The organism is Pseudoalteromonas sp. MM17-2 (assembly GCF_022347945.1).
In the GTDB taxonomy this organism is placed as follows: domain Bacteria; phylum Pseudomonadota; class Gammaproteobacteria; order Enterobacterales; family Alteromonadaceae; genus Pseudoalteromonas; species Pseudoalteromonas ruthenica.
In genome coordinates, this window is the sequence record NZ_JAKRFV010000020.1 from 69,908 (window position 1) to 81,658 (window position 11,751).

Annotated in this window: 10 protein-coding genes; 9 read left to right on the forward strand and 1 reads right to left on the reverse strand. The window is 49.3% G+C overall.

Going from position 1 to position 11,751, the window contains the following annotated elements; genetic code table 11:
- Positions 1–227 precede the first annotated feature (227 nt).
- The 8 genes from MHM93_RS15210 to MHM93_RS15245 all read left to right on the forward strand — a co-directional run bounded on the left by MHM93_RS15210 (position 228) and on the right by MHM93_RS15245 (position 8,449).
- Positions 228–1,184: a MoxR family ATPase gene (locus MHM93_RS15210; RefSeq protein WP_130148877.1), complete on the forward strand. Its 957-nt coding sequence runs from the start codon at positions 228–230 to the stop codon at positions 1,182–1,184.
- Positions 1,184–2,149 (forward strand): DUF58 domain-containing protein, encoded by a 966-nt coding sequence (locus tag MHM93_RS15215; RefSeq protein ID WP_239449663.1) that lies wholly within the window; start codon positions 1,184–1,186, stop codon positions 2,147–2,149. Before MHM93_RS15210 ends, MHM93_RS15215 begins: the two co-directional genes overlap by 1 nt.
- A complete protein-coding gene (locus tag MHM93_RS15220) occupies positions 2,150–2,581 on the forward strand; it encodes a DUF4381 domain-containing protein (RefSeq protein ID WP_130148881.1) in 432 nt (143 codons plus the stop codon). It abuts the gene before it with no gap.
- On the forward strand, positions 2,574–3,569 hold the full coding sequence (locus MHM93_RS15225) for a VWA domain-containing protein (RefSeq protein WP_045979854.1): 996 nt from the start codon (positions 2,574–2,576) through the stop codon (positions 3,567–3,569). Before MHM93_RS15220 ends, MHM93_RS15225 begins: the two co-directional genes overlap by 8 nt.
- Positions 3,566–5,464, forward strand: a complete 1,899-nt coding sequence (locus tag MHM93_RS15230; RefSeq protein ID WP_239449664.1) for a VWA domain-containing protein — start codon at positions 3,566–3,568, stop codon at positions 5,462–5,464. Before MHM93_RS15225 ends, MHM93_RS15230 begins: the two co-directional genes overlap by 4 nt.
- Positions 5,458–7,059, forward strand: a complete 1,602-nt coding sequence (locus tag MHM93_RS15235) for a BatD family protein (RefSeq protein ID WP_239449665.1) — start codon at positions 5,458–5,460, stop codon at positions 7,057–7,059. Before MHM93_RS15230 ends, MHM93_RS15235 begins: the two co-directional genes overlap by 7 nt.
- 141 nt (positions 7,060–7,200) lie before the next feature.
- Positions 7,201–7,725: a sigma-70 family RNA polymerase sigma factor gene (locus tag MHM93_RS15240; protein ID WP_275444274.1), complete on the forward strand. Its 525-nt coding sequence runs from the start codon at positions 7,201–7,203 to the stop codon at positions 7,723–7,725.
- Positions 7,718–8,449, forward strand: coding sequence for a DUF3379 family protein (locus MHM93_RS15245; RefSeq protein WP_239449667.1), 732 nt, complete (start codon positions 7,718–7,720; stop codon positions 8,447–8,449). The genes MHM93_RS15240 and MHM93_RS15245 overlap by 8 nt, the downstream gene beginning before the upstream one ends.
- Before the next feature lie 121 nt (positions 8,450–8,570).
- On the opposite strand, the gene putP is transcribed toward MHM93_RS15245, so the two are convergent.
- Positions 8,571–10,058: a sodium/proline symporter PutP gene (gene putP / locus MHM93_RS15250; protein ID WP_053911206.1), complete on the reverse strand. Its 1,488-nt coding sequence runs from the start codon at positions 10,056–10,058 to the stop codon at positions 8,571–8,573.
- 374 nt (positions 10,059–10,432) lie between these two features.
- On the opposite strand from putP, the gene MHM93_RS15255 reads away from it, so the two are divergent.
- Positions 10,433–11,653, forward strand: a complete 1,221-nt coding sequence (locus tag MHM93_RS15255) for an HDOD domain-containing protein (RefSeq protein WP_239449668.1) — start codon at positions 10,433–10,435, stop codon at positions 11,651–11,653.
- Positions 11,654–11,751: the final 98 nt, after the last annotated feature.

Below are 11,751 nucleotides of genomic sequence, written 5' to 3' on the forward strand. Positions count from 1 at the left end.
GCAATGCCAATAGTGACGCTAAAATTCCTGCGCCAGCTACAACAATAGTTAAGAACTGGGTACGATGAAAATAAAAACAAGACTTTAAAACTATGTAATTGTGAGTAAAATCAATCGAACTTTTTAAACAGTGCAGTGCCTAAAGGGCGTTGCGCCAACCTAGGGCTGGGTTTCCCCACCATTTAGGTTGCTCTGTTTCATTTATGCCGGCAAGGATACGTACACTTATGGCAGTTGCTAAGTTTGCACAATTAAAAACCTACCTCGATAGCGAAATTATCGGCCAACCCCATTTAACTCAAGCACTATTAATTGCTGTTCTCGCTGATGGTCACTTATTGGTGGAAGGGCCACCTGGGCTTGCCAAAACGCGGGCTGTGAATGCGCTGGCCAAGGGATTGGAGGGGAGTTTTCAACGCATTCAGTTCACCCCTGACCTACTGCCCTCAGATGTGACTGGAACCGATATCTATCGCCAGCAAACCAGCGAATTTGTATTTGAGCCAGGCCCGCTTTTCCACAACTTAGTGTTAGCCGACGAGATAAACCGAGCACCAGCAAAAGTGCAATCGGCATTATTAGAAGCCATGGCAGAGCGGCAAATTACCGTGGGTAAAAACACCTACCCGTTAGAGCAGCTGTTTATGGTCATGGCGACGCAAAATCCGCTAGAGCAAGAAGGCACCTACCCACTGCCCGAAGCTCAGCTTGACCGGTTCCTACTACACCTTAATATTGACTACCCCGATGCGGACTCCGAGCTCGCCATTTTACGGCTGACGCGCGGCGAAGCACTTGAGGGTGAACACGCCCATATTGAGCCGCTCACTCAGGCGGATTTATTTGCCGCGCGCAAGGAAGTATTGGCCTTGCACTTAGCCGAGCCGTTGGAGCAGTACCTAGTGCAACTCATTATGGCGACTCGCGATGGCAAGCAACTTGATGACCAGCTCGCTAGCTGGCTAGAGTATGGTGCCAGCCCCCGTGCCACCATTGCCCTTGACCGTGCTGCCCGTGCCCATGCTTGGCTCGAAGGTCGTGACTTTGTCAGCCCTGAAGATATTCAAGCGGTGTTCCACAATGTGCTGCGCCATCGCATCATTTTGAGTTATGAAGCACAAGCCGATGGCATTACCAAAGACCAAGTGTTGCAGCACATTCTCGAGCGAGTGGCCGTGCCCTAATGAACAATCAGGCCCCCACTCATTCGGTGGCGTACTGGCTTGAAAAGCTGCACAGCAATGGTCATAGCCTGTCACTGAAAGAGCTGACATATTATAAAAGCAAAACCCAGCTGCTAGATTTGGCGGTGCAAAAGCGTTTACGCAGCCCGCTAAGCGGTCAGTATCTGGCCCCGCACAAAGGCCGTGGGATGGAGTTTGCTGAGGTCCGCCATTACCAGCAAGGCGATGATGTGCGCAGTATCGACTGGCGCGTCACCGCTCGTACTGGCGAAGCGCACACCAAGCTTTTTCAAGAGGAAAAAGAACGCCCTGTGTTGCTAATGGTCGATCTTAGCTCGTCGATGCAGTTTGGCTCACAGTTTGTATTCAAATCGGTGCAAGCCGCTCATGTGGCTGCGCTGGTGGCGTGGTCGGCGTGTAAACGCGGCGATAAGCTTGGCGCCTTGGTATTTAACGAACATCAGCACCATGAGTTTCGCCCACAAAGCCGTGATAAAGCGGTATTGAGGGTACTTCATGCAATGCAAGACATGCAGCACGCAGACATTGGCGAGCAGGTGCACGCCGGGAACCTGCTTAGCCAGTTGCAACGCATGAACCAATTAGCCAAGCCTGGCAGTGTGGTGTATTTGCTCAGTGACTTTGTTGAGCTCAACGATGAATACGGCGATGCCATAGAACGTCAGCTACAGCACCTGGCACGCCATTGCGAAGTGGTAGCCGGTGTCATTAGTGACCCGTTCGAGCGCCAGCTGCCACAATTCAATGACACCATTAACGTTGACACCGGCCGGGGTAAAATAAGTTTGGCCCTAGATGATGCCCACTTTCGCCGCCGCTATCATCGCCAAGCACAGCAATTTGACTCACAGCGCCTACAACGTTTATCTCGCCATTGCCACTCACTGGTGGAGATTTCCGCTGCCAGTGCCCTTGAGCAACAATTTTCGCTTCGGAGTGCATAAATGCAAGGCAACCCCCTCTCTCAATTAGACGATGTCATGGTCCCTGAGCAGGTAAGTGCTTGGCCACCAGGCCCCGCCTGGTGGGTTATCGCGGCTGTGCTGTTGATTGCTGCGGTATTGGCGCTCGTCCTGTATGTGCGTCAACGCCGCCATAACCGCGCCAAACGCGAAGCACTGCGCTTGGCGCAGAGCCAAGATGCCGCCCGTTTGCATCAACTGCTTAAACGGTTAGGCAAACATTACTATGGTACGCGTGTAGCAGCACTCAGTGCCGAGCGCTGGAGCCAAGTATTGACTCTATTAAGTGATATTGATTTTAACGCCCGGGAGTTGCAGCAGTTATATCAGCCTAGAGCGGTAAGCGATGAGCTAAAAAACAAGCTGCACCAAGCCATAAAGCAATTTAAAACCAAGGAGCGCATCGATGTTTGAATTTGCTTGGCCCTGGGCTTTTGCCCTGCTGCCTTTGCCTTGGCTTATTGCGCTCATCGCTGGCAAACAAAAACACCATAGCACCTTGATGCTGCGCATCCACGCATTGGCACACATGGGAATGACCAATACCAAGGTCACGCCCAGCCGCAAGTGGCCACACTGGTTACTCGCAATTGTCTGGGCGCTGGTTGTGGCCAGTGCTGCCAATCCTGTGTTTCGTGGCGAACCCATCACCCTCTCAGAGCCAGGCCGTGACATTATGCTGGCGGTGGACTTATCTGGGTCAATGCGTGAGCAAGACATGGCCTATCAAGGGCGATTCGTAGACCGCCTTAGTGTCGTTAAAGCGGTGCTCAGTGAATTTATTAGCCAACGGCGTGGCGATCAGCTAGGGCTTATTTTATTTGCCGACACCGCGTTTTTACAAACGCCACTAACACGCGACGTTGACACTGTGGCGCAGATGCTCGAAGAATCACAAATTGGTTTAGTAGGACGTGCCACCGCCATTGGTGATGCCCTTGGACTATCGGTAAAGCGCTTTAATGAAAAGTCACAATCAAACAAGGTGGTGATCTTACTCACCGATGGCCAAAACACCGCTGGTAATCTGAAACCCGAAGAGGCGCTTATTTTGGCCAAAGACGCCGGCGTCAAAGTCTATACCGTGGGTGTCGGCGCAGATGGCCGCAACCAAGGCGGGTTATTCTCTATGCTTGGCAGCTCTGGGGCCATGCTCGACGAATCGCTGCTAAAAACCATTGCAGAGCAGACCGGCGGTCAGTATTTTCGCGCCACAGACACCCAGAGTTTGGCCAATATTTATAAAGAATTGGATGCGCTCGAGCCACAAGCTGAGCAAGAGCAAACATTCCGCCCAGTGGATGCCCTGTTTTACCTGCCCCTAAGCGGCGCTTTATTGATGTTATTTTTGGCTGCTTTATGGCGACAACTGAAGCAGCAAGCTGTAGTAGGTGATGCATGACCGAGTTTACGTTTATTCGCCCCGATGCATTGTGGTTGCTGATAGTGGTGGCTTTGTACATGCTCTGGCGACTCACTGGGAGCAAACGCCAACCTAGTAATAGCCAACTTATTGCTTCGCACTTGGCGACACAGGTCCTGAGTCAAGGCCAGCAAAAGCGAGCACCTAGTCATGTATTAAGTACTTTGCTTATGGCCTTGATGGTAGTGGCGATTGCCGGCCCAAGCTTTAGCAAAAAAGAGGTGCCAGTCTATCAAAGCAAAATGGCCCGGGTGTTAGTCATGGATATGTCGCGCTCAATGTATAGCACCGACATCGCCCCAAGCCGGCTGCAACAAGCACGCTATAAAGCTCTGGATATGGTCGATTTATTCACCGAAGGAGAAACTGCGCTGGTTGCTTACGCCAATGATGCCTATACAATTTCGCCCTTAACCTCAGATAGTCAGACGTTGACCAATCTGATTCCCAGTCTCAGCCCGGACATTATGCCCGGACAAGGTAGTAATGTGCTTGCTGGGCTTACACAGGCACAAGAGTTACTCAGCCAAGCAGGCTATGCTCGTGGCGATGTGATCTTACTGAGCGATGGCATAGATGCCGATGAAGAAACGGATGTCCGTGATTGGCTCGCCAGTCATGACTACCGCTTACATATCTATGCCATAGGTACTGCCGAGGGCGCCCCGATTAACTTGCCAGATGGGGGTTTTCTTAAAGATCAGTACGGGCAAATCGTTATCCCCACCACCGACTTTTCACGTCTCCAGCGCTTGGCCCAAGCCGGCAACGGAAAATTATTACGCTATCAAGCAAGTGCGGCAAACCTCAGGGTACTGCAGAGCACCGAGCAACAGCAGCAAGAATTGCAACAGGACAATAAACAGACCTTATGGCGCATTGATGCCGGCATCTATTTAACCCTGCTCATCGTGCCGTTAATGTTATGGCTAATGGGCCGTCGCGCTTTAGTACTGTGCGCCTTTATGGTGCTACTGCCACAACCTAAGGCCTATGCGGCGCAGTGGCAGAGCTGGTTTAACAACGAACAGCAAAACGCCCTATCCGCTTATCAGAACGAGGCCTATGATCAGGCCAGCCAAACTGAAAACCCGCTGATAGCCGGAGCAGCAAAATATCAACAACAGGATTACCAAGGCGCTCTTGATGCCTTTGCTTCAGACAATTCAGCGCGAGGGCTGTACAACCAAGGCAACGCCTTGGCGCAATTAGGGCAACTTGATGAGGCAATTGACCGTTATCAGCAAGCGCTGGAAAAAAATCCTGAGCTCGAATCGGCTGCACGGAACAAAGCATTAGTGGAACAAATGCGCCAACAGCAGCAACAGGAATCACAACAAGGAAATAACGAACAAGATTCCTCACAAAATAAGCAGCAAACAGAGCAAGACAACGATAATCAGCAGCAAGGTCAGCAACAACAGTCACAACAAGGGCAACAACAAAGCGCCGGTCAGCGTAACGACGCAAACAACAATGACCCGCAAAACAGTGCCCAAGCAAACGATGAATCGAGTGGGCAACAACCTACCGAGTCTGAGTCTAAACAAAGCGACAGTGAACAGTCGCAGCAACAGCAGCAACGCCAAAATGGCGAGCAGCAACAAGGCGATAAAGCGCAAAGTGCTGAACAACAGCAACAAGCTCAGCAAATGCAGCAACAGCAAGGTGATCAGCAGGGCACAGAGCAACAACTGGCGGCACAAGCCAGTGAGCTGACGCCTGAGGAGCGCGAGCGCGCCCAGCAGTTGAATCAGTTATTGCGCAAGATCCCTGACGATCCGGAAATTCTGCTGCGCAATAAAATGCAACTTGAATCAAGAAAAAGACAACGTTATCGCCGCTTACCACAAGGAGTTGAAAAATCATGGTAAGAACCGCCTTCTTCATCGCACTCACCTGCTTAGCAATGCCCGTTTTGGCGCTCACTAAGCTTACCGCCAGTGTCGATAAAAACCCTGTGCTTGCCGGTGAGTATTTCGCTATAACCATCAAAGCCGATGATACGGTCAACAACAGCCAACCCGATACTCAAGCGCTGCTTGATGACTTTGTGGTTGGCCCTATGTCTCGTAGTAACCAAACACGTATTATCAATGGTGCCGTAAGCCGACAATCTACATGGCAAATCGAGCTGATGGCACGTGAAGCGGGTAATTATGAAATCCCGGCGTTTACTATTAATGGCGTGAGCTCAGAGCCCTTTACCCTAAAAGTAGTCAACAACGCCAACAGCAGTCTTGACGATAGCACCGCCTTTATTAAAACTGAGCTCACCCCGCAGTCACTGTATGTGCAGCAAGCCGGGGTTTATACCGTTAAACTTTACTTAGGTGTTGATTTAATTGATGGTTCACTGGCCGCGCCGAGTATGGAAAACGCCAATATTACGCAAATGGGCAAACAGCGGGAGAGCCAAGAAGTCATTGATGGGCGGCGCTACCTGGTGATCCAACGCGACTACTTAGTACAACCACAAAAAAGTGGCACCTTTGAGTTACAAGCGCCACGCTTAAACGGCAAAGTGCGTAAAAACTACCGTGCTATGGCAGTCAGTGCCAGTGCCACAAATACATTGGTTGATGTGAAGCCCATGCCCGAGGGCATTAACGGCACATGGTTGCCAAGTGAGTTGGTGGATTTAAGTGAACAGTGGCAAGGCGCTGATGAACAAGTGCAGGTGGGCACCCCCATCACTCGTACGCTTACACTGACGGCTTTGAATACCACCAAAGAGCAACTGCCGGATTTAACCAGTCCAGACCTTGAAAACGTGCGCAGCTACCCCGATCAATCCGAGCGCACGCATCTTATTCGCGATGGTCGTATTATTGCTCAAACCACCACATCCATTGCCTATGTGCCACAACAGCCTGGCACCTATACGCTGCCAGCAATTGAGGTGCCTTGGTTTAATACCGTTACAGGACGCGCGCAGATAGCCAAAGTAGCAGAAAAAACCATTACCGTGGTCGGCGAGGCCAGTACCACGGCCGCCCCCTCCCCTAGTGATGCTCCGCAAACCACCGCAACTAACGATGTTAGCGCGCCACCCACGCACTCTGATGTAAGCTTGCTATGGGCGATACCAGGTTATGTGCTGTGGCTACTGACTATGGCAGCGTGGTGGTGGCAACGTCAACGTACTCAGCCTTTAGTACCAACCAGCACCAAACCGCAGCCTAAAACAGCAAAGGGTAATTTGCAGGCTGTGCAGCGCGCGCTTAAAGCGCAAAACCCGCAGGAGCTCTATCGCGCCTTAGATGCGCATGCCAAAGCGAACAAAAGCTCACTTCACCAATGGCAAAGCCATTGGCCTGAAGATGCCCGCCAAGAACTTACCAAGTTGCGCCAGCAACTCTATAGCCATGACGAGACCGTGGTTGACTACTCTTTGATTGCGCAAGGTATTAACACACCCGTGAGCATGCAGCAAAAGCAACAAACTGAACTAGACTCCTTGTATTAAGGCATTAGTTCGCTTAACTGCGAGTGGCCACTGCAAATCACTGCAACTGTCTTTAAGCGCCTGCTCTGCAGGCGCTTAATATTGCCTTGAGCAAATAAATTTCCCGTTAAGTGAAATGTTTTATTGCTGTCGGAGGTCTTAATGGGCATGGCAGATAAACAAAAGCGCTATGAGGCGCTGGTGCAGGTATACCACAAAGAGCTCTATCGCTTTGCCTATTGGCTTTGCAAAGACCCTAGTGTGGCTGAAGACCTGGTCCAAGAAACTTTTTTACGAGCATGGCGTTCATTAGATTCATTAGTCGATCAGAACGCTGCTAAGTCGTGGCTGTTTACTATTTTGCGACGAGAAAATGCTCGCCGCTTTGAACGCAAGCAGTTTGATTACAGTGATATCGAACAAGACACCCTCTGCGACGAACGCAGCACTTCTTTAGATGACGAAATGGAAATGACCGTTGTCCAACGACGTATTATGGAGCTTGCGCAAGAATACCGTGAACCGTTAATCCTACAAGTGATTGGTGGCTGCAGCGGCGATGAAATTGCGCAAATCCTCGGCTTAAACAAAAACACGGTTATGACGCGCTTATATCGAGCTAGAAATCAGCTAAAAAGCGCACTCACTCGAACCACTGAACCTATGAAAGGGGCTCCAAATGGATGAATTAGAATTTCGCCGGCGCCTTTTTGCTCATCCAAACACCAAAGACAAGGACGTGCTTGAGTTTGCTGAGCAAAGTCCTGAGCGCAAACAATTAGTTAATGAGTTAAAGCAGCTTGATAAAGAGCTTGTTGAGGCGATGCAGGTACCTGTACCCGATAATTTGGCTGATAAAATTATCTTTAACCAAACCATGGGGGAGCAAAGCGATCAACGCTCAGACAATAACCCCGCAGCGAAGCAGACTAAACCAAAAACGCCGTGGTATGTCGCCATAGCTGCGTCTGTGGTTATCGCCTTTACTGGGCTCTTGTATCACCTGATGTCGCCAACGTTATCTATTGGTGAGCACGCCTTGGCGCATGTTTATCATGAAATTGACGCACTGAGTATAAATGAGGAAATAGCCTTGGATGAGGTCAATTTACGACTCTCTGAACTTGGCGGCCACCTTGATGAGTTACCAGGGGCTATCACCTACGCTCGTTACTGTAATTTCAAAGGGCAAAAAGGTTTGCACCTAGTTTTTCAATCGGATTTCGGCCCGATGACGGTATTTATCGTCCCCTCTGCGAACGATTATCTCGGTGATGCTCATTTTAATGATCAGCGCTTCGCTGGACGCGTTTCACACTTCCCTCAAGGAGACGCCATACTGGTGGCTATGGCGCAAGCGCCAGTGGATGAATACCAGGCACGAATAAACCAATCACTGCGTTGGAATTAGGGGTTGCTTAGCGAACTAGGGTTGCTGTTACTAAATATCTTCAACGCTATTTAGGACAGTTCAAAGACACAAAAAAGGCCACCGTTTAGGGTGGCCTCTTACTATCTCTAATTCTCAGGGATTAGCCTTCTTGCAACTCTGCCTCAACCTTATCAAAGGTATCTGTCAGTGCTTCGCTGGGCTCTTTCGTCGCCAGCGATACTGCAACAATAGCGATACTCGCAAGAATAAAGCCTGGGACGATTTCATACATCCAGTCGCTTAGTGACTGGCCATCAATCGTAACAGGCGCGTAAATCCAGAATAGCACCGTAGCCGCACCAACAATCATACCTGCAAGCGCGCCTGGAAGGTTCATACGACGCCAATACAAGCTAAATAACACCAACGGACCGAACGCTGCACCAAAACCGGCCCAAGCGTTACTCACCAACGATAAAATCGAGCTATCACGGTCATATGCAAGGTAGATGGCACACAGTGCAACCAGTAGCACGCTGATGCGACCCACGAGCACAAGCTCCTTTTCTGAAGCATCACGTTTGATATAAATCTTGTAGAAGTCTTCTGTCAGCGAGCTGGAACTCACTAATAGCTGCGAGGAAATAGTACTCATGATAGCCGCTAAGATAGCTGCTAATAAGAACCCGGCCACCAGTGGGTGGAATAGCAATTGAGATAAAATGAGGAAAATGGTTTCCGCATCTTCAACGGTAATGCCTTTCTCATAGCTATAGGCTGCACCGCATAAACCCGTTGCCACTGCACCTACCGCAGCAACAATCATCCACGACATACCAATACGGCGCATAACGCGAATATCTTTCAAACCACGAACTGACATAAAGCGTACGATGATATGGGGCTGACCGAAGTAACCCAGGCCCCACGCCATAGCCGAAATAATTCCTAGCACTGAGCCGGTACCCACCCACTCAAGCATATCTGGATTTACCTGTTCAAGCGTGGCAGGCAGAGGCTGCTCAAGTAAGGTATAGGTAACAAAAGGCACGATAATGAGCGCTAAGAACATAATGCAGCCTTGCACAAAGTCAGTTAGGCTCACGGCTAAAAAGCCGCCAAATAAGGTATACAATACGACCACGCCGGTGGTCACATATAAGCCCATTTCATAGGATAAACCGAACGAGCTTTCAAACAGTTTACCGCCAGCGACAACGCCTGAAGAGGTATATAAGGTGAAAAACACGATGATCACCACCGCCGACACCACGCGCAGCGCGTTTTTGGAATCGTTAAAACGGTTAGCAAAGTAATCAGGAATGGTTATCGCATCATTGGCCCGCTCGGTATACACACGTAAGCGCGGCGCCACTAATAGGTAGTTAGCCCAAGCACCAATCACCAATCCTATGGCAATCCAGGTAGCACTAAAACCAGTTAAAAACATAGCCCCAGGCAAGCCCATCAATATCCAACCGCTCATGTCAGAAGCACCTGCAGAAAGCGCTGCTACACTGGGTCTAAGATTACGCCCACCTAACATGTACCCTGATACATCATCCGTTGATTTCTTGTATGCATACAGACCAATGCCGAGCATAACGATGAAATACAGAGCAAGAGAAATTATCGTACCTACTTCCAATTTAGCCTCCAACTTAGCGCTGAGCTTCACCCCAAAAGCCGCACGAAGCACAGATTGGGCGAAGAATGTTGTTATTATTACTTAGGCGCGTTGACCTTTGCTGCCTATTTTTGCAGCAAAGGTCAGCATACCCTCACGACGTTGCAGTGTCTTTTTATCACAACGTACGCTCACACCACTATAGCATGGCCCTGACCCGCAACTCCAATTAGTGCGATAACCATACTTATGTATTAAATAATTGATACATATGATGGTTTCAACGTCACATTTGCGCACTTAGCTCACAAAAAAGTATAATTATTAATGAAAACAACCTAGATTTTTCATATATTGTTAAGCAATTAGCAACGTATTTTTGGAAGTGCCAATAAATGAATTTTTACGCTGCGCGTCAGCCCATTCTGGATAGAGAGAAAACACTGGTCGGCTATGAACTGTTGTTCCGCGATGGCTTAGCCAATGTGTTCCCACAAATCAATGGTGATGAAGCCACCTCCAAGCTTATCGAAGGAAGTCAGTTTACCTTTGGCCTTGAAGAGCTAACCGACAATAAGCCGGCTTATATCAACTTTACTTTGGAAACGCTCAGTAAAGGATATGCCACCATGATGGGCAACGACGAAATTGTTGTTGAAATACTCGAAACCGTGCAGCCTGGCAAACGCCTACTAGCCCTAGTAAAAGACCTGAAAGAGCAAGGCTATACCATTGCCCTTGATGACTATAAGCATCAAAACGTCTGGCGTCACTTCTTCCCTTTTATCGATATTATTAAAATCGACTACCTGGAAACCAGCGAACAAGAAATACAGGAAGTGGTCGCGGCGATTAAAGGCTTTGACAACATCAAGCTGTTGGCTGAGAAGGTAGAAACTTACGAGCAGTATCAGCACGCCCTCGACCTTGGTTTTAGCTACTTCCAAGGCTTCTTCTTCTCTAAGCCTGAGATGGTACAAAGTAAGGCATTACCGCCCTCGGAGTTGACGCTTGCCGAGTTGCTATACGAAACATCAACCAGTGAAATGGATTTGGAAAAAGTCACTAAGGTGTTTGAGCGCGACGTTAACCTCTCTTACAAGTTGTTGCGCTATTCCAACTCTGCCATGTTTAAACGCCGCGCTGAAGTATCCACCATTAAGCAAGCGCTCGTGGTGCTCGGTGCCAAAGAGATTAAAAAGTTTTTATCGCTGCTGTTCACCGCGCAACTGTCTTCAGACAAACCCGCCGAACTGATGCGTTTATCCCTTACCCGCGCCCGTTTTGCCGAGGTATTAGCAGAGCAGCACCAAAATGCAGGTGATCCAGGGCGTGCATTCTTAACCGGCATGATGTCTCTGTTAGACGCGATTTTAGACCAAGATATGGCAGCGGTTGTTGAACGTTTGCCTTTGGCCAATGATATAAAAGCGGCGCTGCGCGACAACGAAGGCGTGCTTGCGGGCTATATCACCTTGGTAAAATATTATGAGCACGCCCAGTGGCAACAAGCTAACGCAACAGTAGAAGAAATGAAACTGGATGCCAACAAAGTGCCCGATGCCTATCACGAGGCAATTCATTGGGCCAACGAGCAAATGCAAGCCATTATGTAATTGACTAGTCCTGAAATAAGTTGACACTTATTTTGATTAAAACGCCTGATGTACTTCATCGGGCGTTTTGTATTTTAGAGCCAGGTGTGGGCGTCTCT

Bases quoted from the DNA above. Each gene is read 5' to 3' on its own strand.
- MHM93_RS15210 (WP_130148877.1), top strand. From the start codon at position 228: ATGGCAGTTGCTAAGTTTGCACAATTAAAAACCTACCTCGATAGCGAA.
- MHM93_RS15215 (WP_239449663.1), top strand. From the start codon at position 1,184: ATGAACAATCAGGCCCCCACTCATTCGGTGGCGTACTGGCTTGAAAAG.
- MHM93_RS15220 (WP_130148881.1), top strand. From the start codon at position 2,150: ATGCAAGGCAACCCCCTCTCTCAATTAGACGATGTCATGGTCCCTGAG.
- MHM93_RS15225 (WP_045979854.1), top strand. From the start codon at position 2,574: ATGTTTGAATTTGCTTGGCCCTGGGCTTTTGCCCTGCTGCCTTTGCCT.
- MHM93_RS15230 (WP_239449664.1), top strand. From the start codon at position 3,566: ATGACCGAGTTTACGTTTATTCGCCCCGATGCATTGTGGTTGCTGATA.
- MHM93_RS15235 (WP_239449665.1), top strand. From the start codon at position 5,458: ATGGTAAGAACCGCCTTCTTCATCGCACTCACCTGCTTAGCAATGCCC.
- MHM93_RS15240 (WP_275444274.1), top strand. From the start codon at position 7,201: ATGGGCATGGCAGATAAACAAAAGCGCTATGAGGCGCTGGTGCAGGTA.
- MHM93_RS15245 (WP_239449667.1), top strand. From the start codon at position 7,718: ATGGATGAATTAGAATTTCGCCGGCGCCTTTTTGCTCATCCAAACACC.
- MHM93_RS15255 (WP_239449668.1), top strand. From the start codon at position 10,433: ATGAATTTTTACGCTGCGCGTCAGCCCATTCTGGATAGAGAGAAAACA.